The 25,335-nt window shown below is 37.5% G+C and carries 27 protein-coding genes; 18 read left to right on the top strand and 9 right to left on the bottom strand.

From position 1 onward, the window contains the following. Positions 1-7: 7 nt before the first annotated feature. Both SMUL_RS07505 and SMUL_RS07500 read right to left on the bottom strand, forming a co-directional pair. On the bottom strand, positions 8-2,377 hold the full coding sequence (locus SMUL_RS07505) for an AAA family ATPase (protein WP_025344645.1): 2,370 nt from the start codon (positions 2,375-2,377) through the stop codon (positions 8-10). Further along, positions 2,364-3,482 (bottom strand): metallophosphoesterase family protein, encoded by a 1,119-nt coding sequence (locus SMUL_RS07500; protein ID WP_025344644.1) that lies wholly within the window; start codon positions 3,480-3,482, stop codon positions 2,364-2,366. The genes SMUL_RS07505 and SMUL_RS07500 overlap by 14 nt, the downstream gene beginning before the upstream one ends. Positions 3,483-4,117: 635 nt before the next feature. Between SMUL_RS07500 and SMUL_RS17240 the strand changes: the two genes are divergently transcribed. The 3 genes from SMUL_RS17240 to SMUL_RS07490 all read left to right on the top strand — a co-directional run bounded on the left by SMUL_RS17240 (position 4,118) and on the right by SMUL_RS07490 (position 5,912). Beyond that, positions 4,118-4,288 carry a hypothetical protein gene (locus tag SMUL_RS17240; protein WP_169730522.1) on the top strand — a complete coding sequence of 57 codons (171 nt, stop codon included), beginning with the start codon at positions 4,118-4,120 and terminating at the stop codon, positions 4,286-4,288. Positions 4,289-4,291: 3 nt separating this feature from the next. After that, on the top strand, positions 4,292-5,017 hold the full coding sequence (locus SMUL_RS07495; RefSeq protein ID WP_038533185.1) for an arginyltransferase: 726 nt from the start codon (positions 4,292-4,294) through the stop codon (positions 5,015-5,017). Between the two features lie 64 nt (positions 5,018-5,081). After that, the gene (locus tag SMUL_RS07490; protein ID WP_025344642.1) at positions 5,082-5,912 is read left to right on the top strand and encodes an adenylosuccinate lyase; all 831 of its coding nucleotides are present in this window, start codon (positions 5,082-5,084) and stop codon (positions 5,910-5,912) included. Here the strand turns inward: SMUL_RS07490 and SMUL_RS07485 are convergent. From SMUL_RS07485 to SMUL_RS07465, 5 genes are read right to left on the bottom strand one after another with little or no spacing between them, the layout of a single operon-like run. Next, the gene (locus SMUL_RS07485; protein WP_025344641.1) at positions 5,909-7,180 is read right to left on the bottom strand and encodes an RNA polymerase factor sigma-54; all 1,272 of its coding nucleotides are present in this window, start codon (positions 7,178-7,180) and stop codon (positions 5,909-5,911) included. The genes SMUL_RS07490 and SMUL_RS07485 overlap by 4 nt on opposite strands. An 18-nt stretch (positions 7,181-7,198) precedes the next feature. Further along, the gene (gene lptB, locus SMUL_RS07480; protein ID WP_025344640.1) at positions 7,199-7,921 is read right to left on the bottom strand and encodes an LPS export ABC transporter ATP-binding protein; all 723 of its coding nucleotides are present in this window, start codon (positions 7,919-7,921) and stop codon (positions 7,199-7,201) included. Further along, complete coding sequence (tsaE, locus tag SMUL_RS07475) at positions 7,908-8,339, bottom strand: tRNA (adenosine(37)-N6)-threonylcarbamoyltransferase complex ATPase subunit type 1 TsaE (protein ID WP_025344639.1); 432 nt, start codon at positions 8,337-8,339, stop codon at positions 7,908-7,910. The genes lptB and tsaE overlap by 14 nt, the downstream gene beginning before the upstream one ends. Further along, a complete protein-coding gene (gene trpD / locus SMUL_RS07470; protein ID WP_025344638.1) occupies positions 8,336-9,319 on the bottom strand; it encodes an anthranilate phosphoribosyltransferase in 984 nt (327 codons plus the stop codon). Before trpD ends, tsaE begins: the two co-directional genes overlap by 4 nt. Beyond that, positions 9,319-9,564, bottom strand: a complete 246-nt coding sequence (locus SMUL_RS07465) for an RNA-binding S4 domain-containing protein (RefSeq protein WP_025344637.1) — start codon at positions 9,562-9,564, stop codon at positions 9,319-9,321. Before SMUL_RS07465 ends, trpD begins: the two co-directional genes overlap by 1 nt. A 156-nt stretch (positions 9,565-9,720) precedes the next feature. On the opposite strand from SMUL_RS07465, the gene SMUL_RS07460 reads away from it, so the two are divergent. The 14 genes from SMUL_RS07460 (at position 9,721) to SMUL_RS07395 (ending at position 23,495) form a co-directional block, all read left to right on the top strand. Continuing rightward, the gene (locus SMUL_RS07460) at positions 9,721-10,950 is read left to right on the top strand and encodes an argininosuccinate synthase (protein WP_025344636.1); all 1,230 of its coding nucleotides are present in this window, start codon (positions 9,721-9,723) and stop codon (positions 10,948-10,950) included. A gap of 6 nt (positions 10,951-10,956) precedes the next feature. Continuing rightward, a complete protein-coding gene (locus SMUL_RS07455; RefSeq protein ID WP_025344635.1) occupies positions 10,957-11,376 on the top strand; it encodes a rhodanese-like domain-containing protein in 420 nt (139 codons plus the stop codon). An 18-nt stretch (positions 11,377-11,394) separates the two neighbouring features. Next, on the top strand, positions 11,395-11,841 hold the full coding sequence (rplI, locus tag SMUL_RS07450) for a 50S ribosomal protein L9 (RefSeq protein WP_025344634.1): 447 nt from the start codon (positions 11,395-11,397) through the stop codon (positions 11,839-11,841). A 5-nt stretch (positions 11,842-11,846) separates the two neighbouring features. After that, a complete protein-coding gene (hslV, locus tag SMUL_RS07445; protein WP_025344633.1) occupies positions 11,847-12,392 on the top strand; it encodes an ATP-dependent protease subunit HslV in 546 nt (181 codons plus the stop codon). Beyond that, positions 12,389-13,714, top strand: a complete 1,326-nt coding sequence (hslU, locus tag SMUL_RS07440; protein WP_025344632.1) for an HslU--HslV peptidase ATPase subunit — start codon at positions 12,389-12,391, stop codon at positions 13,712-13,714. The genes hslV and hslU overlap by 4 nt, the downstream gene beginning before the upstream one ends. 13 nt (positions 13,715-13,727) lie before the next feature. After that, the gene (gene era, locus SMUL_RS07435; RefSeq protein ID WP_025344631.1) at positions 13,728-14,618 is read left to right on the top strand and encodes a GTPase Era; all 891 of its coding nucleotides are present in this window, start codon (positions 13,728-13,730) and stop codon (positions 14,616-14,618) included. 58 nt (positions 14,619-14,676) lie between these two features. Continuing rightward, complete coding sequence (locus SMUL_RS07430) at positions 14,677-16,203, top strand: hypothetical protein (protein ID WP_025344630.1); 1,527 nt, start codon at positions 14,677-14,679, stop codon at positions 16,201-16,203. Next, positions 16,196-16,843 (top strand): hypothetical protein, encoded by a 648-nt coding sequence (locus SMUL_RS07425; protein WP_025344629.1) that lies wholly within the window; start codon positions 16,196-16,198, stop codon positions 16,841-16,843. Before SMUL_RS07430 ends, SMUL_RS07425 begins: the two co-directional genes overlap by 8 nt. Continuing rightward, positions 16,840-17,268, top strand: a complete 429-nt coding sequence (locus SMUL_RS07420; protein ID WP_025344628.1) for a hypothetical protein — start codon at positions 16,840-16,842, stop codon at positions 17,266-17,268. Before SMUL_RS07425 ends, SMUL_RS07420 begins: the two co-directional genes overlap by 4 nt. After that, positions 17,246-18,769, top strand: a complete 1,524-nt coding sequence (gene mshL / locus SMUL_RS07415; RefSeq protein ID WP_025344627.1) for a pilus (MSHA type) biogenesis protein MshL — start codon at positions 17,246-17,248, stop codon at positions 18,767-18,769. Before SMUL_RS07420 ends, mshL begins: the two co-directional genes overlap by 23 nt. Beyond that, entirely contained in the window at positions 18,762-19,571 is an 810-nt protein-coding gene (locus tag SMUL_RS07410; protein ID WP_025344626.1) for an ATP-binding protein, read from the top strand. The genes mshL and SMUL_RS07410 overlap by 8 nt, the downstream gene beginning before the upstream one ends. Then, on the top strand, positions 19,564-20,439 hold the full coding sequence (locus SMUL_RS16595; protein WP_025344625.1) for a hypothetical protein: 876 nt from the start codon (positions 19,564-19,566) through the stop codon (positions 20,437-20,439). Before SMUL_RS07410 ends, SMUL_RS16595 begins: the two co-directional genes overlap by 8 nt. Positions 20,440-20,505: 66 nt before the next feature. After that, positions 20,506-22,257: a GspE/PulE family protein gene (locus SMUL_RS07400; protein WP_025344624.1), complete on the top strand. Its 1,752-nt coding sequence runs from the start codon at positions 20,506-20,508 to the stop codon at positions 22,255-22,257. After that, positions 22,254-23,495 carry a type II secretion system F family protein gene (locus tag SMUL_RS07395; protein ID WP_025344623.1) on the top strand — a complete coding sequence of 414 codons (1,242 nt, stop codon included), beginning with the start codon at positions 22,254-22,256 and terminating at the stop codon, positions 23,493-23,495. The genes SMUL_RS07400 and SMUL_RS07395 overlap by 4 nt, the downstream gene beginning before the upstream one ends. Positions 23,496-23,533: 38 nt before the next feature. Here SMUL_RS07395 and SMUL_RS07390 read toward each other — a convergent pair whose 3' ends face one another. Beyond that, positions 23,534-23,977, bottom strand: coding sequence for a hypothetical protein (locus tag SMUL_RS07390; RefSeq protein ID WP_025344622.1), 444 nt, complete (start codon positions 23,975-23,977; stop codon positions 23,534-23,536). A 24-nt stretch (positions 23,978-24,001) separates the two neighbouring features. Further along, positions 24,002-24,706, bottom strand: coding sequence for a flagellar basal body L-ring protein FlgH (gene flgH, locus SMUL_RS07385; protein WP_025344621.1), 705 nt, complete (start codon positions 24,704-24,706; stop codon positions 24,002-24,004). Positions 24,707-24,788: 82 nt separating this feature from the next. Here flgH and SMUL_RS07380 point away from each other — a divergent pair, with 82 nt between their 5' ends. Further along, a complete protein-coding gene (locus SMUL_RS07380; RefSeq protein WP_025344620.1) occupies positions 24,789-25,235 on the top strand; it encodes a GatB/YqeY domain-containing protein in 447 nt (148 codons plus the stop codon). The last annotated feature ends 100 nt before the right edge of the window (positions 25,236-25,335 follow it).

The following is a 25,335-nucleotide window of genomic DNA, read 5'->3' as shown; positions in this document are numbered from 1 at the left end:
ATTTATTTTACAACTCTACAACTCTCTCAAACATCTCTTTTATCTCCATCTCATGGCTTATCAAAAATATCTGTCTGTACTGTTCTTTTATGGTATGAAACGCTTCTAAGATTTCCATTCTTCGGTTTTCATCTTGACTTCCGAAGACTTCATCGAAGGCTAAAAATCCCACACTACTGGCACCGTTCAGTTCACTCAGTGTTTTGGAGATGGCGATGCGAAGCACTAAGTTGGCAAGGTCTATCTCACCTCCGCTGAAGCGTTCTATGGGGTAGCATTTGCCCTCATCGTAGATGAAAAAGTCAAAGTCGTTGTTCACTTCGATGTATTGGTATTTGCCTTTGGTGATGGTGGCGTACATTTGGGAGGCGATCTGTGAGATGCGTGGTGCTATTTTTGAGTTGAGTTTTGTTTTAAACTCACTAAGGCTTAGTTTGATTTTCTCATAGTCTTGCAAATCGTCTTTTTTACTCTGTACTTTTTTAAGCTGTATGTCGTTATTTTCAAGAGCATTTTGCAAGGTTTTTATCTCGCCTTCATGTTTGGCTATCTTTTCTTTCAGCTCTGAGATAACGCTGTATTGTTTCTCTTTTTGCTTTTGAAGTTCGTCGTACTCGCTTTGTTTTGCGGTGTGTTTTGGCTCATCGTACAGTGTTTTTGAAACTTCCAGTTCTTTCTCTTTTGCCTTTACATGTAAAGCTTCTGCACTTTTTACTGTAAGTGCGAGATCCTCCCTCACGCCCTGCTCTCGTTTGAGTTCTGCTTCAAGACTTAAGACAGCTTCGTACTTTGGTTTTAGCTCCAAAAAGCTTTTTTGTAGGCTTACATGTAAGGCTTCATCGTAAACGTGTTTTGAGAGTGTGTCAAGTTCATCTTTGTTGCGTTTGCCTTGTTCACTGACCTTTGTAAAATGCTCTTTAGCACTTGCCAAATCTTTTTGCTTGCTTGCTATCAAACTTAGCGCCGTCTCGTTTACATGTAAGGCTTTTTGGGTTTGCTCTTTTTCTTTTTCGAGTTGTTCTATCTGTTTGGTGAGGATGTCAAGCTTTTCTTTGGTTTTGTCTATCTTTTGAGTTTGCGTCTTTTGCACGATGTCGTTTAGGGATGCGATGACATTGTCGTATTCGTCAAGGAGTTGTCTTGTACAGGTAGGACAGTTTGATTCTCGACCTAGACTTTGTATCTTGGCTATCTTTTGTTGCGTGTCTAAGACAATTCGCTGTTCGGCTGAGAGTTCATTTTGGAGTTGCTTTTGCTCTGTTTGCTTCCCTGCAAGTTCGGTTTTTAGCTTTACATGTAAAGCTTCATTTTCTTTCTTTTGCCCTAAAAGTGTCTCATACGGTTTAGTTTGCTCTTCCAAAATTGCGATGTCGGCTTTGGCTTTGGTGTACTGGGCACGTAACTGGGTTTGCTCTTTTTCTAAGCCCTCTTTTTTGATCTGTATGTTTTTGAGATTTTCTTGCTCTTTGAGTTTTGTTGACAAAGATTCGTACTCTTTTTTAACGGTACTTAAACCTTTAAGTTCTTTGGCTTTTATTTCTAAGTTTTTGAGCTCTTCGGTGAGTTTGGTTTGCGTAGCTAGGTTTGAAGTTATAGAGTTTTTGATGAGTGAGAGTTCGCTGATGAGCTTTTGTTTCTGCTCTTTTGTTTTGACAAAAAGTTCCAGTTCTTGCTTTACATGTAACTCTTGTTTTTTGGTGGTTTCTAGTTCCGTGGATTTGCTTTTGACTTCTTTTTCAAACGCTTGTTTTATGGCGGTAGTTTCTTTTATCAACGCTGTTTTACTTTTGAGTTCTTCCTCTCCTAATAAAAACTCGGCACTTGCTGCGATGTCTCGTTTGAGTTCCCTGCTTTTTTCGATAAGTTCATTTTCCACAAAGTCTATCTTTTCAAGCCCAAGAAGCTTGCGTATCATCTTTTTTCGATCTTCATTTTTAAGCGTGCTGAGGCTGGTAAGTTCTTTTTGAGAAGCGAAAAGTGTATGCAAAAATGCCTCTTTGCTCATCTTCGTTAGCTTCGTGATAGCCACGGTGACTTCTCTCGCCCCACTGGTAGTCAGCTCACCATTTTTATACAGTTTAGCATTGGCATTTAGCGCTTTTCCACGAAACTCACGAATGACTTTGTACGCTATGCCTTCAAACTCAAAATCAAGCTCAACCAAAACAGCATCTTTGTCACTCGCACTAGCGTTTCGTATGACTTCTTTGTATTTTCTATTTTTCAGCTCGCCATACAAGGCAAAGAGTATCGCTTCAAAAAGGGTCGATTTGCCACTGCCATTTTTACCGATGATGCCGATAAGCCCCTCGCCAAACTCTATATCAAAAGAGGTGTAGCGTTTGAAGTTTTCAAGGTGAAGTTTAGAGAGTATCATCGCTCACCTCTTCGTAGGCACTAAACAAGCCTTGGATTTTGCCTTTGAGTCGTTCAAACTCTTCAGGCTGGCTTTCTTCTTTGATGTGTTCTAAAAAGTACGCTTCCAAAGAGAGTGCTTCGATGTCGTTTAGTGTGGCTTCACCGTTGGTTTGTTTGAACTCTCGTTTGATGCTTACATGTAAAGCTTCGCCAAAGAGATTTTTGATATCACGGGTTTGTATGTCGATGGACTGCAACGGGGTAAGATGGGTCAGTTTGACTTCGACAAGAGCGTCTTTTGTATCGTTTACATGTAAAGACTCAACTGAGTGCTCGTAGTCCTCGCAATCAATCTCATAGGTTTTAATGGGGCGAATTTGTATCTCGTGGTAGTTTACATGTAAAGACTCATCCAGTGTGACTTCGATATATCCTTTGGAGTTTCGTTTGTCATTTAAACTGGTTCGCTCGGTTGAGCCTGCGTAGTAAACGTTTTCGTGTTTACCGACTTTTCCAAAGCCATGCCAATGCCCAAGAGCGACATAATCCACTTTAGAAAAAAGGCTCTCTTTATCGTGTGGATAGACCCACTCGCCAAACTCAGCCATGAGATAGTGCGCACCGACAGAGCAGTGAAGCATCATGATGTTGCGTTTGGTTGTATCGATGTTTGCTTCACACAGCTCGATTTGAGAAAGCGCCTTGCTCTCATCGTGCATGTGAGGTAAGGTATGAAAGATAACATCATCGAACTCTATCTTTTTGTACTCTTGATTGTATGAGACATAAACGTTTTTAAAGTTTTCAAATATTTTGAGTATTGGTGAGCTTAGATTGGTGCGTGGCGTGCTGTGATTGCCCGCTATCATGATAAAAGGGATATTCAGTGCTTCGATGATTTTAAATTGCTCAAGGGCAAAGGTGATAGCTCGGTTACTGGGAGATGGACGGTGGAAAAGATCACCTGTGTGGATGATGTAGTCTGGTTTTATCGCTTTGATTTGCTCAATGACTTGCATAAAAGCATCGTAAAAATCAGCCTCGCGCTGGTTGATACCAAGCTCATTGATAATGTCTAAATCGTTAAAGCCTAAATGCGTGTCCGAAAAATGAATCAGTTTCACGATACTTCTTTATGATTAATTCATTCGATTATAGCAAAGATTAATACACGTGAAGGGAAATTTATGATGAAAAAAGAAGGATTTGGGATGTTTTTAAGAAAAAGAAACGCTCGAACCGGGCAATTCGAGCGTTCATCTTAAAAATTGGTAGGTTATTTACAGAAAGGAGGTATGTGTGTTACAAGTGAAAGTATAGACTCTTAGCTTAAACCATACCTCAATGAGAAGTTAATGCTTATTAAATCACTGCTTCTTCCTTCTCTCTTTGTAACCATCCTCTCGGTATAGCTTATTCTCTTACAAGTAGGCTTTTATTCCGCGACACTCCTAACTTTCTTTTCCTATCCTGCTCTCAATAAGAAAAGTACATACCCGATGTCACAATGCGTATGGATCATTTAAAAAAGGTGATTGAAAAGTTCAAACGCACTGATTTTTCAGAATATTTCTAAACTATGATTTAGGATATGCATAGTTTAGAGAGCTTGATTGGGAGTATTCTGATTTAAAAAACTAATGATTTCTGTACTTCGCTTGGCAATCCATTAAACATTGTCAGAATGTATTGCAACTTCTTCATACGAAATTTTGCTATAATCAAACCTTGTTTATTTTTACATGTAAAGGCATACGCAATGCAAGGAATTTTATTTGATGATCTTAAATCACTCAAAGAGAAAATAAGTCAAGAAGAAAAAAATGTTCAAGAAAAACTTATTACAGAACAAAAGCAAGAAAAAGAAAAAAAACTTCATGACCAATTTGAAAAGTTTATGCAAAACTCTGGAGTTAGAAAACTAGACTAATCCATGAGATCATTTTCACGCATTATTGAATTTTCAACATTAGAAACGAAATGTTCATACCTTGATGACTGTAAAACACGCATGGAATATAAGTACATTGAAAATGCGACAATGGAGCTCAATCAAGAACTCATTGAACGTGGGTGGAGACGATTTGGAAACTACTACTCAAGACCACAATGTCAAAACTGTAAATTGTGTTTAAGCCTACGTATTGATGTTAGAAATTACAATTTTTCACGTTCTGCTAAGCGTGTTTTCAAAAAAGCAGAAGGTATTCGTTATGTCATTCAAGCACCAACCATTAGCACGGAACATCTTGAGCTTTATGATAAATATCATCGTCATATGGAACAAAAACGAGGCTGGCAATACTACAACCTGAAGCCACAAAGTTACCACGAACTCTATGTAAGTGGCGCACATAATTTTGGAAAAGAGGTACTTTATTTTCAGGGTGAGAAGCTTATTGGTGTTGATCTTATTGACTTTTTAGACGATGGCATCTCCTCGATCTATTTTTACTACGACCCTGATTTTGAAAAACTCTCTTTAGGAAGACTTTCCATCTACGAGCAGATCATTTTGGCAAAAGAGTATGATCTTGAATGGATCTACCTTGGCTATTATGTCAAAGAGTGTCAAAGCCTTAAATATAAAGCGTCTTATACCCCTTATCAGACACTTCAAGGCAATCCAAATTTAGATGAAGATGCCATTTGGATATAATTTTTTAAAACTTGGAATTCTTTTTGCTTCAAGATAAATAACTTGATACAAAAAGGATGGATAGATGCACCTTTCTCTCTCTCATGATATGCTCGCACTTACAATACAAGAAGATTCAAAAACCTTTTATTTTTTGCAAAATATTGCCGATAAAAACTTTCAAAAAAAGATTGGACGCAAAGATAAAATGATTATTTTTAAAGAGCAAGATGAGTTAGTGCAACGCCGTTACTTTTTAAAATTGATCAGTAAAATTTATTTGCGAAAAACAGGTAATGTCGAACAAGCACGTATCATCGAAAATACAATAGATAAAAGCATCAAGATTTCGCTTCTCAAATCCAATCAAGTCCTTCAAAAAATGAGCATTAATCTCTCCATTGAAGACAATTATGCTGTTGTCTTTTACATGGGGTCACACAATACGCTTTTTGCTTCCTACCTGAAAAGCTATTTTAAAGACCATTTGGTCAGAATTCGCCCAAAAAATGGCACGATTACGCTCTATCCGAACTCAGATATTACTGTGCGTCTTTTAGAAAAACTCTTGGCACAAAAAGAGTTGTTTGGTTGTTTTGTAGAGTTTTCTTATTCTATGGACGATTTTTTAGCCTACAAAAAGAGTTTTGTATCAAAACGTGCTAAGAGAAGCCGACATAACGCCCTCTTCTCTTTACTTGAAGAGTATTTCGGTGTGCTTGGATGTAAAATGGAAGACTCTTTTGATATGATTCGCAGTAACTATCTTACACTGGTAAAAAAATATCATCCAGATAGTTGTGGCCTTTATGATGGTGATTTACATGTAAAGTATGTGGCAAAGTTTCAAGAGGTTCAAAATGCCTATGAAATGCTCAAAATGCACTTCAGACATGCCGATGCAAAGAGTGCTTAAAATTTAAGAGTGTAGAGTTTTTTACGTTCAGATGAGCTTGCGATATTAAACTGTTGTCGGTATTTTGTAATGGTTCTTCGTACCATTTTGATGTTAAATTTTCCTTCTATCAGTTCTAGAAGTTTAATATCGCTCAGAGGTTTTATTTTACTCTCATTTTTAACAAGTTCAATCATATATTCTTTAATAGCACTATTGGAAATATCTTCTTCAAGCGCCGTAGCAAAAAACTGTTTTAAAGGGATAACGCCACGAGAACACGAGAGGTATTTACCCGCAATGGCACGTGAAATGGTTGAGGGATTACGTCCTAGATCATCAGCTAAGTCTTTAAGTTTCATCGGCTTTATCGCTTTGCCAAAGAAAAAATCGTACTGATACTCCACAATCATCAATCCAATCTTATAGAGCGTTGCTTTGCGCATCTCAAGAGCGTCAATAAGATCTTTAGCATCTTTAATTTTTTGAGAGACAAAACTATGATTTTCATCAAGTCCTTCAGTGTCGAGAATCACTTCAGGATAATACGCATCATTGAGCCTGACTTCAATTGCCCCTTCAAGATCATAGATAAAAATATCAGGAATAACCTCTTTTTCATCTTCCATAAAATCAATTGCAGGAGGGTTGTGAAATCGTTTAATAATAGCGAGGGCATCATGAAACAGTGGCTCTTTACTAAAGGATTCGATAGTTTCAAAGTTGATAATCAGCATTTCTACCATGTTATAGAGTTCATTGTCTAATGAAAGGTCTTGAAGTTGGAATAAGAAGGTCTCTTTTAAATCAAGAGCTCCAATACCCAAAGGCTCAAGATAAGCAAAGCGCTGCCGTATCTTTTCAACTTCTTCAACTTTAATGCCTAACTTTTTTGCAATTTCACTTAATGCTGCTATTTCAAAATATCCTTCGGAATTAATATTTTCAATGATTTCATACGCGACTTGTTGCGATTTTTCAGTAGGAAAAAGTGGAGGATTGACCTGTTCATTAAGGACTTGATAAAGCGATTTTTTATCTAAAGTCAGTGCCTCAATGGTATCTGAAACCGATGTTTTAGCCACTTCGGAGAAAAAACTTTTCTTTTCAAAATGTTTATCGGGTGTTTCTGAACCTGATTTGACACTAATAAAAGGATTTTCTTGCACAAAGGGTTCTAGTGTTTCCACCAAACTATCTAAATTGGCTTGAAGTATAGGAAGCCAACCTCTTAGCGTTGAGGAGAACTTTTGTTTGGTTGTTTGTGTGCTAGAAACCCTAAGTTTCAAAACCAATCTCCTTATCTATTAAAACCTGAAATCTTCACCAAGATAATACGTCTTCACCAGTTTGTTTTGAGCAACTTCTTCACTACCACCACTTGCCAAAAGAGCCCCATCTTTAAGTACATAAGCCCTATCACAAATGGCGAGAGTCTCGCGTACATTATGGTCCGTAATCAAAACACCAATATCCAGCTTTGCGAGCTCTTGAACAATACCTTGAATATCGGATACAGCGATAGGATCAACACCCGCAAAAGGCTCGTCAAGAAGGAGAAATTTTGGTTTTAAGACCAAAGAGCGTGCGATCTCGCAACGACGCCTCTCACCACCACTAAGGCTCACACCATTGCGTTTACGAATAGGTTCAATATTGAGCAAATTTAAAAGCTCTTCCACGCGCTTCATTGCATCCTCTTTATTAGGATAAACAATTTCAGCGGCAAGCATAATGTTCTCTTCTACACTCAGGTCTTTAAAAATACTTGATTCTTGAGGAAGGTAACCAATACCTAATTTTGCTCTTACATGTAAAGGTATTTGAGTGACATCCTGATTATCTAGAAAAACAACGCCAGAGCTTGGAGGGATAAGTCCACAAATCATATAAAACATGGTTGTTTTACCCGCACCATTGGGACCTAAAAGTCCTACGACTTCGCCACTTTGAACATCAAGGGACACCCCTTTAATAATTTCTGTTTTTTTAATCACTTTTTGTAATTCTTGAACTTTAAGCGTATGCATTAATGTGAACCTTATAATTGCGTTTTAAATCCATTGTTTCGATATCGATTGTACTATACTCAACACCAAAATGGTGCAGTAATTTTTCAAACTCAGCATCACCCCATTCAATGAGATGGTAACCTTCAACATCTAATTTTTCGATCAATCCACTTTGCAAAAAACCATTACTTCCACATTGGTAAATGTCATAATGAAACAGTTTTTCATCATACTCATGCAAAATCGAAAAGGTTGGCGATGAGATTGCTTCTTCAAGTCCTAGTGTTTTAGCAAACGCTTTAACGAAAGCGGTTTTTCCACTTGCGAGATTCCCTCGTAATAAAAGCACACCTGAATTCCCAAGTTTATTTTTTATCTCTTCAGCAAAAGCAATTAAGTGCGCTAAATCACACACTTTTTCATAACATTGACTCATATAAGATAAGAGAGCTTAATAATTTCGCCCAGTTTATCCCATGCTTTTTTGCTTTCAATGGCATCTTTCATGAGCGCAATTCCTTCTTGTATATCTCTCGCTTTTCCATCTAGCACTAAAGCACAGGCACCATTTAAGAGTACAACATTGAGTTTTGCCCCCTTCTCATCACCTCTTAAAATTGAGCGCGTAATCTCAGCATTTTGGATGCTATCACCACCTTTAATTGCCTCAAGTGGAGCAAAGGTAAAGCCAAATGCTTCAGGGTTGATTTCGCCTTCGGTGATGATTTTATTTTCAATCATCGTGTAACGCGTTGGAGCCGTAATGCTCACTTCATCCAAACCATCAAGAGAACTTACCACCATGCTTTTCATTGTGCCAAGCTCGCGTAACGCTTTGCTAAAACGATCAATGTAATCGACATGAAAAACACCAACCATCTGTTTTTGAGTACCCGCAGGATTGGCAAGAGGTCCTAACATATTGAAAATCGTACGGTGTGAGAGACTTCTTCGAATGGGCATAATATGCTTCATGCACGGATGGTGATTCATTGCAAACATGAAAACAAAGCCGCACTCTTCAAGCATTTTGATCTGTTTTTCAGGTGTTAAACTCAGGTTGAGTCCTAAGGCTTTAAGTACATCGGCACTGCCAGAGAGTGAAGTGGCAGAACCGCTGCCATGTTTGGCAACTTTGCACCCAAGTGCGGCTAAAACGATGGATGTTGTTGTAGAGATGTTAAACGTTCCGCTTTTATCACCGCCAGTACCTACGATGTCAATCAATTCAGCTTTCAAGTGTGCTGGAATATCGAGCTTAATGCTGTGTTCGCGCATCACATTTGCCGCGGCTGCGATCTCTTCAAAACTCTCACCTCGATCGTAGAGTTCGACTAAAAATTGTGCTGCTGCTTCGGAACTTAGTTCATTTTCAAAGAGCGCATTAAACTGTTCATAGGCCTCTTGGTAATTCATTACGCTTCCCTTACGTATTCGTTTTGTTTCGTTTTTGGAATGGTTTTGGCTTCAGGAATTTGCAAAACCTCGTATTTTACTGCTTTTTCAAGATAATTAATCGTAATAATATCACCCACTTTGACATCTTTTGCAGGCTTTGCAACGGCATCGTTGATGCAAACAACGCCATTTTTGCACATATCTTCCGATATGGCACGACGTTTGGTGATATTCACGCTGTTTAAAAATTTATCGACTCTCATACCCCATCCTTAGGATTTAACGCTCATTCTATCAAAAGAATATTTAAACTTGCTTTTTTGACTTTACATGTAAAACCCTGCCTAAAGCATAAGCAAAGTTTTTACAAACTTGCGCTACCATCACACAATTCTATAAATTCTGTGAGGATTCGTATTATGAAAAAAGATGTTAAAAAAGTAGTTTTAGCCTATTCAGGTGGACTTGATACCAGTATTATTTTAAAATGGCTCCAAGATGAGTATAAATGTGAAGTAGTCACGTTCACAGCGGATATTGGCCAAGGTGAAGAGTTAGAGCCAGCGCGCAAAAAAGCCATCTCTTTAGGCATTAAGCCAGAAAATATTTTTATTGAAGATTTAAAAGAAGAATTTGTTAAAGATTACGTATTCCCTATGTTTAGAGCCAATGCCATTTATGAGGGTGAATACCTTCTAGGAACCTCAATCGCAAGACCTTTGATCGCAAAACGCCAAGCAGAAATCGCAGCACAAGTGGGTGCTGATGGCGTCAGTCATGGTGCTACAGGTAAAGGCAATGATCAAGTTCGTTTTGAGATGGGATATTTGAGCATGAATTCAGATCTTGTCATCATTGCACCTTGGAGAGAATGGGATTTAAACTCTCGTGAAAAACTTCTTGCGTATGCAGAGAAAAACGGTATCAAAATTGAGAAAAAACCAGGTAAATCGCCCTACTCTATGGATGCAAACTTGCTTCATATCTCGTATGAGGGACTCGTGCTTGAAAATCCAGCAGCAGAGCCAGAAGAAGACATGTGGCGATGGACGGTCAGCCCTGAAAAAGCGCCTGATCAATCCGAAGTGATTGAAATTACCTATGAAAAGGGTGATCCAGTCGCACTAAACGGTGTTAAATTAAGTCCTGCCACAATGCTTACCAAACTTAATGAGCTTGGCTGTAAACATGGCATCGGTCGTATCGACATCGTTGAAAACCGTTTTGTGGGAATGAAAAGTAGAGGTTGTTACGAAACACCGGGTGGTACGATTATGCTTCGCGCACACAGAGCGATTGAGAGCATTACACTAGATCGTGAAGCGGCACATTTTAAAGATGAGATCATGCCAACGTATGCGAAAACCATTTATAACGGATTTTGGTTCTCTCCAGAGCGTGAGATGATGCAAGCAGCCATTGATAAATCGCAAGAAACCGTAAACGGCACCGTAAAACTTAAACTGTATAAGGGCAATGTTTCGGTCATCGGAAGAGATTCTAAGACCAACAATCTCTTCAGTGAAGCATTCTGCACCTTTGAAGAAGATGAAGTGTATAACCAAAAAGATGCAGCGGGCTTTATTAAACTTAATGCCCTACGTTTTATCATTAGTGGGAAGAATAAAAGAAATCAAGGCAAAGCTTAAACCCCAGTGGATAAGCCAATTAACGATGAATGGAGTGAAGAAGCGATGATGAATTTAGTCAAAACCGTAACAAAAAGCTGCGAAGTCAGTGGAGAAGAGTTACATGTAATGCTAAATCTCAGAGCGCAAAAAAGGCTCGATTTTGTACTTATTGATATCAGAGAGATGTATGAGTATTCTGAGTCAAGTATCAGAGGAACAGACATTCTTATGCCAACTTCAACCATTCATCAACACATGGACGAACTTAAAAAACTCGCCAATAAGCTTTTGATTTTTTACTGCCATATTGGTGGACGCACAACACAAATGATATTTATTTTACGAAGAATGGGCTTTTCAAACATTGCCCAACTCAGTGGTGGCATTGATGCCTTTCATGGTGAAAAACTGAAAAATGCCCCACTTCCAAAAACGATGAAATAGAAAACTAAAGGATTTTATATGAAAGTTTTATTGATTAAAGATGTTAAAGATTTGGGTAAAAAAGGCGAAATCAAAGAGGTTAAAGACGGTTACGGTCAAAACTTCCTCATTGGTAAAGGCTTTGCGCTTTTGGCGACCAATGAAGTGATGCGAAAATACGAATCAGACCAACGCAAAAAAGCAGCTGCAGAAGCGGAAGAAATCGCCAATCTTAAAGCGATAGAGAAAAAACTTGGTGAATTAAAACTTACAGTCAAACGTAAACTTGGCGCGAATGGAAGTCTTTTTGGTGCAGTGACTAAAGAGGAAATTGCGCATGAACTTAAAGAGCAACACAAAATCGAAATCGATAAAAAAACCGTTGAGCTTGAACATGCGATCAAAACGACGGGTAATTTTGATGTAAGTATTAAGTTAGGACACGGTATTCACGCCACATTGGCGCTTATTATTCTTGGAGAATAAATTCAATGTTTGAAGCAACCACCATCCTTGCGTGTCGCGGCGACAAAAAAGCGGTTATTGGCGGTGATGGGCAAGTCACTTTTGGCAATACCGTGCTTAAAAGTAATGCCACGAAAATTCGCAAACTCTATAACGGCAAAATCTTAGCAGGCTTTGCAGGAAGTACTGCTGATGCGTTTAACCTTTTTGATATGTTTGAAGGTATTTTAGAGCAGAAAAAAGGCGATTTGTACAAATCGGTCATTGAATTTTCCAAAGAGTGGCGTAAAGATAAAATGTTGCGTCGTTTAGAAGCGATGATGATTGTTTTAGATTGTGATCACATTTTCATTTTGAGTGGTAATGGAGATGTGGTGGAACCAGAGGACGGTAAAATCGCAGCAATTGGAAGCGGTGGAAACTACGCCATATCAGCTGCACGTGCACTGGATCGCCACACTAATCTTGACGAAGAAACGATCGTAAAAGAGAGTTTAAAAATTGCTAGTGAGCTTTGTATTTATACTAATGATAACATCAAAACATATGTTTTAGAGAGTAAAGAAGCATGAATTTAACACCCAAACAAACTGTTGCCTACTTAGATGAGTATATCATTGGGCAATTTAATGCAAAAAAATCTATTGCTATTGCCCTTCGAAATCGATATCGAAGATTGAAGCTTGAAGGTGAAATGGCAGAAGAAGTGATGCCAAAAAACATTTTAATGATTGGCTCAACAGGTGTAGGGAAAACAGAAATAGCACGTCGTATGGCAAAAATGCTCTCTCTTCCTTTTGTTAAAGTGGAAGCAAGCAAATATACCGAAGTGGGTTTTGTAGGACGTGATGTTGAGTCAATGGTGCGTGACCTTATGATGGCGTCCATTAATCTTGTCAAAGCAGAACATAAAGAAAAAAATCAAGACGATATTGCTTTACATGTAGAAAAAGCCATCATTGAAAAACTACTTCCCCCTCTTCCAAAAGGTGTGAGTGAAGAAAAAAAAGCAGACTATGAAAAAAGTTATGAGAAAATGCGACAAAGACTTCGTGATGGTGAACTCGATGATCTTAAAATTGAAGTAGAGATTTCGCAAAACAGTAATGATTTAGGGGATTCTTCATTACCACCTGAAATGATTAAAGTACAAGAGTCTTTTATTAAAATATTAGGCGCAGGTCAAGGGAACATTAAAAAAGAGATGAAAGTGAAAGATGCCAAAGAGGCACTTAGAATTGAAGCAAGCGAAAAACTTTTGGATATGGAAGCTGTCAAAAGTGAAGCCAGAGAGAGAGCTCAAAATGGTGGTATTATTTTTATTGATGAGATCGATAAAATTGCCGTAAGCTCTTCACAATCTCACCGAAGTGATCCAAGTAAAGAAGGTGTTCAACGCGATCTTCTCCCTATCGTTGAAGGTAGTGATGTCAATACCAAATATGGAAGCATTAAAACCGACCATATTCTCTTTATTTCAGCAGGTGCATTTCATCTGAGTAAACCAAGTGATCTTATCCCTGAATTACAAGGGCGTTTCCCTCTCCGCGTAGAGCTCAGTTCATTGACAGAAGAGGTCCTCTACCAAATTTTAACACAACCTAAAAACTCACTTTTACGCCAATACCAAGCACTTCTAAAAACTGAAGGTGTTGAACTTGTTTTTGATGATGATGCTATTGCTTCGATTGCAAAAATTGCGCAAATTACCAATGAAAAAACAGAAGATATTGGAGCAAGAAGATTGCATACCATTATTGAAAAAGTATTAGAAGATATCAGTTATACAGCCGATGAGCATTTTGGAGAGATATTACATGTCACAAAAGAACTAGTCCATGCTAAACTCGATGCCATTGTAGAAAGCGAAGATAGTAGTCGCTATATTTTATAAGTAAAGAAGACAAATGACTGAAAAAACAAAAACAGGGTACGTAGCCGTTATTGGCAGACCCAATGCGGGTAAAAGTTCCCTACTCAACTGGCTTGTAGGTGAAAAACTTGCAATGGTTTCACATAAAGCCAACGCGACACGAAAACGTTTAAATATCATCGCAATGCACGAAAATACACAAATTATTTTTATTGACACTCCTGGTATTCATGAACAAGAACGTTTGTTAAACCAATTTATGCTTGAAGAAGCAATGAAAGCTATGGGTGATTGTGATCTCATTCTCTTTTTAGCTCCAGCAAGCGATGCTCTTCAGCATTATGTAGATTTTTTATCCCTTAATAAAAACAATATTCCCCATATGGTTCTCCTTACAAAAACAGACAGTGTTTCCCAAACAGCACTTTTTGACAAGATTACAGAATATCAAGCCTATCAAGATAAATTTGTGGCACTCATCCCTGTTTCAGTAAAAAAAGGAATCTCACAATCCTATCTTTTAGAAGCGATCTCAAAATATATGCCAGAGCATCCTTATCTTTATGACCCTGAAATTCTTACAACAGAGCGCTCACGTGACATTTATAAAGAGCTGATTCGAGAAGCAATTTTCGAAAATACGAGTGATGAAATCCCCTATTTTGCGGATGTAATCATTGATAAAGTAGATGAAAAAGAGACAATCGATAATATTTATGCTACTATTATTGTTGATAAAAAAAGTCAGAAAGGTATTGTAATTGGTAAAGAAGGTCAAACGATCAAAAGAATCGGTTCTAGCGCTCGTTTGCTCATTGAATCCTTGTCACAAAAACGTGTCTTTCTGAAACTTGTTGTTGTGGTGAAGCAGGGTTGGAGTCAAGATAAAGAAATGTTGAAGAAAATTGGTTATATAGTAGAATAAAGTTACTGTAATATCATCGTTATCATAGAGATATAATTATTTAAAAGGGGTTTTTAAAATGGCCGTAACTGAGGATAGACGTTTGAGCTCAGAAATTGTATCAATAGACCCTTTATCGCTCGTCTCCTATACCTATTCAAAAAATGAAATCAAACTTAACAAGCTAGAAAAAAGTGATAAAAATGCGTTTTATACCTCGTATCTGCAAACGCGTGATGTTATAAGTGCTACTATTGATGTAAGTCGTAATATTCCTGACAGCGATCTTAAAGATGCTATTGAAATAAAAGTGTATGATGAATTAGCCCTAGATTCTGCTATTGAATATTCTATAAGTTATATCGAAACTGAATCAAAAGATTCTAAAAATCGCTCTTTTAATATCTTTATTATTGATGCAACCCTTATTCATTCCAAACTCACACCTATTAAAGAAAAAACACGCTATATTGATTATGTTACCGCTGCACCTTTTTTAATTAAAGCGCTTTACCGTAAAAATTTTATTGAAGCTGAGGGAACACACTGTTTTGTCTATTTTCAAAAAGCAGATGCCTTTTTAACCATCTATAAAGGCGGTGAATATATCTACTCGAAATCACTGCACTACTCACTCAAAGAGATCAACGAAAAATTTTGTGAACTCATCGGTGAGCGCATCGATGAAGAAGATTTTTACAAACTCTTAACCAACGAAGGGCTTAGAGCAACCAATAACCAATACCAACAAAGTTTAATGCAACTTTTTGGAGAAATTTTCTTATACATTAGCGATGTTTTAGTCTTTACAAAACGCTCTTATAACATCGATTTTATTGATCGTATCTATCTAGGATCTGAAATTGGTACATTTTCAGGCATTGAAGAGTATGGTAAAAGTTACCTTGGATTAGAATCTTTTGAGTTCAATTTTAGCATCGCTATTAACTCGAAAGAGTGGTACATCGATCAAATTCATATTTTAATGATGCTGAGTGCTCAGCTTTATATGGAAAATCAAGACGATAATCTCAATTTTTCAATCTACAAAAGACCTCCACCTCTTAAATACAGAGCCTCTGGTAAACTTTTAGGCATCATGGCTGCGAGTATTATCTTAAGTCTTGCTTACCCTGCATATCAATTTGCATACCACTCTTTTCTAAGCCTCAAAGCAGTAAAAGAGACAAGTGAATACAATGAGATTTTTCAAAAAACATCTGCAATTAGACAAGAGTTAGCTCAGCTCAAAGCTGAAAAAGAGAAAGTGGATACTTTGGTTAACAATGAGACCACTAAGTTTGAATTTAGAAAAAAACTCTTAAGTGAAATCTATAATAAAAAGATCTCGTACCCAATGAAAGCGTTAATGCTTTTAGAAATCTTCCAACTTTCAAACCAAAATGGCTGCAAAGTTGAAGCCATAGAATTTAAGCAAAAACAACTCAACTTTTTCGTTCGTAATCAAAGTGAAAAAAGGATTACGGAATTTATTCAAGATTTGACAGCGTTAAAAAAATACAGGATCACAACCGATAAAATTATTCAAGATGATAAAATCAAACTCTATACCAGTAAAATCTCTATAGGATTGAACGATGAATAGTATTGATACGCTTATGGATAAAATAGATCTCTACTTCCAAGGTAAAAAAAGTAGTGAGACGTATCTTATTTTTGCTATGGTTTTTACCCTGATTGGCTTTGTATTTTACAGCTATCTCTTTCCTATTACCGAAACCATGCTCAATCAAACCATGCGCAATGCTAAAGAGGTTGAAAAAAAGCTACACAATGAGCAAGCCTATTTGGCTTCTGTTTCACGCGATGGAGATTCGACTTTTTTAATCAGAAAAGTAAAGTCTGATATTGAAAATGCAAAACTTCTTTTAGAAAAAACGACGTTTACCAATGCCTATGTTGATGGCAAGCTCAAAGAGCTCTCATACCTTCTTTTTAATGATGAAAATTGGGCAAATTTTCTACACTCGATTGCACAATTAGCGCAACAATACGCTGTGCGCATTAAGGTCATTGAAAACAAAATCAATGAACCAAGTATTCAGAAAATTGAACAAATTTTAACCCTCAAAGTTGATTTTAGTGGTTCATTTGCCAATACAATGAAATTTATGAATGCCATTGAAGAAAGTGAATTGGTTGTTGATATTTATGAGCTTAATTGCACTGGCCAGAAAAATATTGATGGACAATTTAATATCGCTGTTTGGGGGATGAAGTATTGAAAACATTACTAAAAACGGTTATAGGGTTATGTTTTTATCTCACCATAATAAACGCAAAAGAATCTTTGTCTTTGGGAAGTGAGGTCAAAGAGTATGACAAAATTTTTGAACGTATTGCTGAGCGTAGAGTGGGTGCTGATGTCATGATGATAGATAAGCTTGAAAATCCATTTATTAGTATCACGGCCGATCAACAAAATAGCGATGGCAATGAAACGGCACAACCCATAGTTTATACGTTAGAAGCAACCTTTGATCAAAAAGCAAAAATTAGTGGCACTTGGTATAAACGAAATGAGACGATAGGCTCCTACAAGCTGGCAAAAATTACGCACAATAGTGTTATTCTCCAAAATGAAATTGAAAAAAAAGAACTTGTAATAAGGACAAAAGATGAGAGCAATGTTAAAATATTTTCCAAATAACATTATTGCAATAGCAGCGATATTAGCGATCGCTCTTTCGCCCGTTCACGCTGCTGAAAAAAGTAAGCCATGTGAATATCGCACGTTTAATATCAAAACCAATAACAAAGCTACAAGTGCCGAGCTACTTGCTGAACTTGGAGAAGTGTGTGATTTTAGTATTGTTGTTAAAGATACCGAAGCAGAAAAAGCACTTGCAAAAAACTTAAACGGTGTCAATATTAAAAATCTCTCTTTAGATGAGGTTTTTCAATTGATTATTCAAGACAATGATCTTTTTTACACGTATGACAAAAATTATTTGAAAGTTTCAGCCCTCAGCACCAAGTCTTTTAAAGTAGATTATATCTCCTCCATTCGTGAGGGTAAAGCCGTTATTAACGCTTCTGTAGATGCCACCCCTGTTGAAGCAACAGGGACTGGAACCAAAAACACAACAACCCAAAGTCAAAACTCTATCTCATCCAATGAATCATTTGATTTTTGGAAGACGATTTCAGCAGAGCTTACTTCCGTCTTAAATACAGGCGGGGAAAATTATATAGCATCTTCGCCTATTATCAACGCAAATGCGGGCATGATCACTGTAACAGCAACTAAAAAGCAGTTGGATCGTGTTTCTGATTATATTGATCTTTTGAAAGATAGGCTTCATAGGCAAGTGTTGATTGACGTCTCTATCATCTCCGTTGCACTCAGTAGCAGCAATAAAACAGGTGTAGATTGGAGTCAATTTTCTTTAAGCTTTGGTAGTAACTCTATTTTCAATAATAGTAATCAAGGGGCTTTGTCAACAAGTAACCCAAATACTTTATACAACTCTTCAAGTACAGGTACGGCTAATGCATCAAGTAATCTCAATAGTTTAACCGTTGTTAATGATGCCCTTTTCTCAGTGTCAGGTGTAATTGATTTTCTAGGATCAAGTGGCGATACCAAAGTGATTTCAAGTCCAAAAGTCTTAACAATGAATAATCAACAAGCACTGATTACGGTTGGTGATAATATCAATTACCGAATCCCTGAAGAAACAAGCTCTACTGAAACGAGTTCAAGTATAGCGACAACCTACACCAACTACTCTATTTTTATTGGCGTGCTTCTTAACATCACCCCTGAAATTTCAGAAGACAATGAAATTATTTTACGTATCAATCCTTCTGTCAGTAATTTTAAATATTCCGATGATGATTCTCAGCAAACCAATCCTAGAGAGATTGCCCCAGATACCCAAGAGAAAAAACTCTCCACCGTTGTTAAAGTGAAAGATGGCAGTACCATCATCCTCGGAGGACTGATTGCCTCAACCAAAGGGAAAGAAGAGAGCAGCGTACCACTGCTAAGCAGCATTCCTCTCTTAGGGGAAGCCTTTAAACACTCTGCGGATACCATCGCAACTAATGAGCTTGTTTTTGTCATTACACCGCGCATCATAGGGGTAAAAGGAAGCGATAAAGCAACGCTTAAAGATCTTGGATACAGTCAAAGAATATATGAATAACCAATACAGCGATCTTAAAACTATCTTTGTGGATGGTGAAATCTTTGATTATGTGAATTTGGACAAATCGGCAATAACCTATGACAAATTGGTGCAAACCTTAGATAAGCCTTTAAAGCTGATCTTGTTTTATGGAAAACCAGGCACAGGTAAAACGTTTTTGCTCCAAAAAATTTACAATGACTTAAAGCCAAAAAAACGTATTATTTTTTTTCCACGTCCTTTTTTTGAAGAGAAAGTCTTCATTAAAGCACTTTATGAACATATTTTTGGAAGAACATCTCCTGAGTTTTCCAATTACAATGAATTTTTAGCATTGCTTAGTAAACATATTACGTCTACGGATCAAGCCATTACGGTGTTAATTGATGAGGCGCAGCTTTATCCAACCGATTTGATTGAGAAAATTCGTCTGATGGCAGATTCTCGTTTATTCAAATTTTTGTTTACGGTTCATAAAACAGAAAAAGAGGATTTACTTGCAAAAGATTACTTCCAAACGCGCATTTGGGAGACGATTGAGATAGACAATGCATCACAAAATGAGATTAAAACCTATATCGAAAAAAAACTCCTGTTTCATAATCGTTTTGAATTTTTGAATCTTTTTAGAGATAAACACTATAAATTAATTGCAAAACTTACTGGTGGAAATTTGAGAACGATCAACAAACTTCTCTATAAACTTTTTGAAATTTTAGAGTATTATGATGAGCATAAACCCTCTGTTGTTAAGAGTAATGCTTTACATGTAAAATACCTTGAAATGGCTGGCATTAGTCTAGGGATGATCCATGCTTAGTACTGTTGAAATTGTTGAGCTTGAAAAAAAAGTTTTTCAGTACCGACTTAAGCAGCGTTTGCATTATCTCATTATCGGCTCATCCGTATTCCTCTTTGTACTGGTCGGACTCTTCTTTTACCCTTTAGTGTTAGATGTTTTCAATTCCAAAGAAAAAGAGTCGGCAACCGCGACACTGATGAAAAATGAAATTACAGCTATGGACAATAATCTTTCAACAACTACTGTCGTTGAAGCCAATAACAGCACAGCAAAATACATGCCTTCCACATCCAATAACGAGCAAAAAGCAGATGAAACACTTACGCTTCAGCTACCCATCATTGGAAAAAATAGTTCTGATAAAAAGTCATCCTACCTGCCTGAACCCGTAGAGAAAAAGAGCGCTTTTGGAATTCAAGAAGAAGAACTTGAAAACAGAATTCTTACACGAAAAACACCTAACACCATTAATGATGAGAGTTTTTATCGTAGCAAAGAAGAAAAGATCGATACAATGCTACTGCCCCCACCTCTTTTGGAAGAGCCTAAGCAAAAAGGGGTTATTAAAATTGAAACCCATGAGGTTAACTCCATCCAGTATCTCAAAGAAAAATTTGAAAAAACGCATAGCATTACCTTTGCATTGATGCTTGCTGAAGAGTACTATCTTGCTAAAAACTATAATGAAAGCAATAAATGGGCATTGATTGCCAATAATGTTGATTCTGAAAATGAAAAAAGCTGGATTTGGTTTGCGAAATCCAAAATCAAATTGGGGCATAAAGAAGATGCGGCACTAGCGCTTAAAGCCTATTTGAAAAATAATAAATCGCAAGCGGCGCAAAGTCTGCTAAACCAAATCGCCGTAGGAGAAGTTATTGATTAAAATGAGTTGGTTTCTTTGTATGAGAAATGGTACAATAGCCAAAATTTATCAACTATGGCAGAGACAATGAACGATATTACAACAACCCTCTTAACCTATCTTATTCATAACCGTATTATCGATGAAAACAGTGCTGCCAAAATCAAAGAAGAGACAAAACAAAACAGTCATAAGGTTTTAGGTGAAATTCTTTTAGAGAACAACTTTTTCACCAAAGAAGATCTGCTTATTTTAGTGATAGAGTTTTTTAAAAAAGGGTATTTGAATTTAGAAGATGTGAATGCCAATTTTGCCATTGACAGTGAAAAATTCTTACAAGCTTTAGCTAAAAATCTTAACTATGAGTATCTTGATCTTGACTCGATTGACATTGACTATCGGCTCGCCTCTAAACTCCCTTTTACACAGCTCAAAAAATACAAAGCATTGCCAATTCGCGAAGATGAGATCAATATTTTTGTAGCGCTCAAAGATCCTCTGGATATTAATGCCCAAGAGGGTGTTCAACGAATTTTCCCACGAAAACTACTCAAAGTCATCATCGCTGAGCCTTCACAAATTGATAAATACCTCATTAAAATGGAGCTTGGCGAGAGCATTAAAGGCTTGATTGGCGAGATTCGCAAAGAGATCACCTCCAGTGCTGCTGAAAATCCTCAAGAGTCTTCAGGTATTTTAAAACTGATTGAAATCATTCTTAAAACGTCGATTCTAGCCCGTGCAAGTGATATTCACATTGAGCCTACGGAGAATAACTGTATTGTCCGTAGCCGAATTGATGGAATGCTTACAGAAACGTTCATTTTTGACAAAGATATTTACCCTCCCCTTGCATCACGCATGAAACTACTCTCAAACATGGATATTGCCGAGAAGCGTAAACCTCAAGATGGTCGCTTTTCTGCTACGATCCTTGGGCGCGAGTATGACTTTAGGATTTCAGCCCTTCCTACCATCAATGGAGAGTCGATTGTTATTCGTATTTTGGATAAATCCAAGGTAATGATTAAGATTGAAGATTTGGGAATGCAACCCGCCACGTATGCTAAGTTTGCGCAAGCGATGCGTACTCCTTATGGTATTATCTTTGTAACAGGGCCTACGGGTAGCGGTAAAACAACCACACTTTATGCAGCGCTTAATGCGATTAAAAGTGTGCAAAGTAAGATTATTACCGTTGAAGATCCTGTGGAATACCAACTGAACTTAACACAGCAAGTCCAAGTGAATGAAAAAGCCAACCTTACCTTTGCTTCGGCCCTGCGTTCTATTTTACGACAAGATCCTGATATTATCATGATTGGTGAGGTACGCGATACTGAAACCTTGCGTATTGCTGTTCAAGCAGCACTTACGGGTCACTTGGTCTTTTCAACACTCCATACCAATGATGCCATTAGTGCCGTTACAAGGGTTGTGGATATGGGTATTGAGCCCTATTTGATCAGTGGTTCACTCATTGCTATTGAAGCCCAAAGATTGGTGCGTAAACTCTGCCCTTATTGTAAAACAAAATATACCCTTCCTAAAACGGCCTATGATGAAATAAAAGCATTGCTTCCTGCAGAGTATCAATTTTACAAACATAATGGGTGTGAAAAATGCTCTCAAACGGGTTATTTAGGGCGTGAAATGATCTCAGAGATTCTACCTATTAGTGAGAAAATTTCCAGCATGATCGCCCAAGGTGCGTCTAAAAGCGAAATTAAAGAGCAAGCCCTCAAAGAGGGATTTTTTGATATGTATCAAGATGGTATTACGCGTGCAGCCAATGGCATTACCTCACTGGATGAGATTGCAAGGGTGGCCAAAGGATGAAATATTTTGAAGTGAATTACCTTTTTAAAGGTCAAAAAACTAAAACTGTTGTTAAGTCACCGAACCGTAGCGATGCTATTGCCATTGCAAAAGTTAAAATTCCTGGTGTTATTTTAAATGTTAAAGAGACTTCCGCACCCCTTGAAGACCAACTGAGTGAATTAAAAACGCAGTTTTTAGGCGCGCTTTTTCGTAAAAAAATCAAGATGCCAAACCTCATTGCCGCAATCAGACAACTCAGCGTTATGACCAATGCAGGGATTTCTATTCACGATAGCGTCAAAGAAGTTGCCAATGCCACTGTTGACAAATCACTCAAAGAAATCTTTAACAGTGTCAATGACGATCTCAACTCGGGTCTTAGCCTCACACAAGCCTTAATGAGTTACCGTGAAGAGGTTGGCGATGTGACACTGGCTCTTGTTGAGCTGGGTGAAAGTACCGGTAACATGGCAGAATCTTTGGAAAAACTCGCAGAAATTTTGGAAGAAATTGAAGAAAATAGACAAAAATTTAAAAAAGCGATGCGTTATCCAATTACCGTCGTCATTGCCATTGCCATTGCTTTTTCAATTTTAATGGTTTATGTCGTTCCCAAATTTAAAGATATTTTCTCAAAGCTCAAGGCGGAACTTCCCCTACCTACGAAGATCCTTCTTTTTATGGAAAATCTGATTAATAATTATGGTCTCTACCTTCTTGCGGCGATTTTTATTACCATTGTTCTCTTTAAATATCTTCTAGTGCACAACGAAGAGTTCAAAAAAAAGTATGATCAATATATTCTCAAGCTTTATCTTATTGGTAACATCATCTTTTATGCCACTCTGAGTCGTTTTTGCCTTGTCTTTACCGAGCTTATTCGTGCAGGTATTCCGATCGCTGATGCGTTGGATACAGCCTTGTTAACGCTGGATAACACCCATCTTAAAAAAAGACTCTCGGCGGTTAAAGTTTCCGTTCAGCGTGGTATCTCGCTAACCGAATCGTTTCGTGATACAGGGCTTTTTGAGGGAATGTTAATTCAGATGATTCAAGCAGGTGAGCAAAGTGGTACACTGGATAAAATGCTGGAAAAAGTGACACAATATTTCAAGTCACGCTTTAGCCAAATTATCGACAATATTGCAAGTTATATTGAGCCTATTTTGCTTGGATTTATTGCAGCGATGGTTCTTTTAATGGCACTTGGTATTTTTATGCCAATGTGGGATATGGCAAAAGCGGTTAAATCGTAATCAAAACCCTTGCCTTACATGTAAGGCAAGGGTAGCGCTTAAAACTCTTTAGGAATCGTACAATCCAATTGGTCTTTAAACGTTTCATTGGCTAAGATAATGAGCTCTTTTTGCCCTATTTTGGCGATTAAACATAAAGCACCCAGTTTTTTACACCATAAACGCTCTACTTTGATGCGGTAATCATCCTCTTTTACTTTCGTATAAATGCTCCAACTACGAATACTCTTTTTCTCTTTATACCCTAAAAGATCGATAATCTCTTTATCATCAATTTTGCGCTCAATCACGGAGCGTAGTTGCGTCTCATTCAGCCCTAATCGCCATGCTTTGTAGCCAATCACAATAGCTCTAGCACGCTCAGGGGTAGCGGTTTTTAGTTTATCAAAACTGACGCCAAAATACTTGAGGGCTACAATAATATCTTTGGCTTTAAAAATTTTATCTCGTTCGATAAATTTAGGTGCGTTAACGTTTTCCAATCACTGTCCTTTGTCATAAATACATTAAAATGGCCAAATGGTTTCCATAAATTTGGTACCCCATGGTTTTGTGTTCGTTTGATCAATATCGCCTTCTGTTTTATAGAGAATCTTCGCTTCAGCAATGTATTTAGAATCAATGTTATTGTACTGATCAATATCATACGGGCGAATCACACCGCTCACTTGAATCATCTGTTTCTCACCGTTGATCAATAACTCACGACTCCCTTCAATAAAATAATTGCCATTATTTAAAATTTTAATGATACGTGCTGAAATCGTCGTGGAAAAACTCTCATTTCGGGTGTTTGTTCCTGATCCCGTAAAAGAGTTACTTGATCCTGCGGTAAAGCCAATGTTGCCTACTTTATTGAGTTGCCTCGCCGCATTACCAGCCACGCCCCCACCAGCAGTTGTTATACCTGCACCAAGGTTACTTGAGTTTTCTTTTTCAAGTGTTTTTTTCCCTGTAGAACTTTGGGCTGTATTCTCTGTAATCGTCACGGTTACGACATCATTGATGTGCATTGCTTTAAGATCGGCAAAGAGAGGATTATCCCCTTGACCAAAAAGACTTCCAGGGTTAGGGGTCACATTTTCATTCACGCGCGAAGGAATTTCATCGACATAAACAGGCGCTTTCATGCTAATTTGAGGACTCGCAGGATGTGCAGAACAACCCGCTAAAGCCAAAACAGCTACAAAGCTACATGTAAGAACTCTCATACAACTCCATTTTATTCTATTTTTTACCATTATACTATAAAATGTACGCCTCTAAAGCAAATTAAGTTCCCAAGGAAAAAAGATGTCACAACTCAAAACAAAACTCCAAGATGATCTCAAAGAGGCAATGAAAACCAAAGACAATTTTAAACGTGATGTGATTCGTTTTTTGATGAGTGCACTCAAACAAATCGAAGTCGATGAGCGCAAAGAGCTGAGTGATGCGGACATCATGAAAATCATCCAAAAATCACTCAAACAACGCGATGACGCCTCAACCGCCTTTAAAGAAGCAGACCGAATGGATCTTTACGATAAAGAGATGGCAGAAGCGGCTATTTTAAAATCGTATTTGCCACAACAATTGGATGATGAAGCACTTAAAATCATCGTTCAAAAGCACATTCAATCCAGTGGTGCCACGAGTCTGAAAGAGATTGGAAAGATTATGGCAGGAGTCCTTGCGGAATGCGAAGGTGTGGCAGATGGTAAACGCATCAACGCCATTGCCAAAGAACTTTTAATTTAGAATTCTATTAGAACGCTTATCACGCTTTTAAAGCAAAGCTTTAAAAACTCTGTTAATAAAGAAGGTTTACATGTAAAGATTTTTCTTTACATGTAAACAC

This window comes from Sulfurospirillum multivorans DSM 12446, assembly GCF_000568815.1.
GTDB lineage: Bacteria > Campylobacterota > Campylobacteria > Campylobacterales > Sulfurospirillaceae > Sulfurospirillum > Sulfurospirillum multivorans.
Note: the sequence above shows the minus strand (reverse complement) of the source record. Positions and strands in the feature narration are given on the sequence as shown.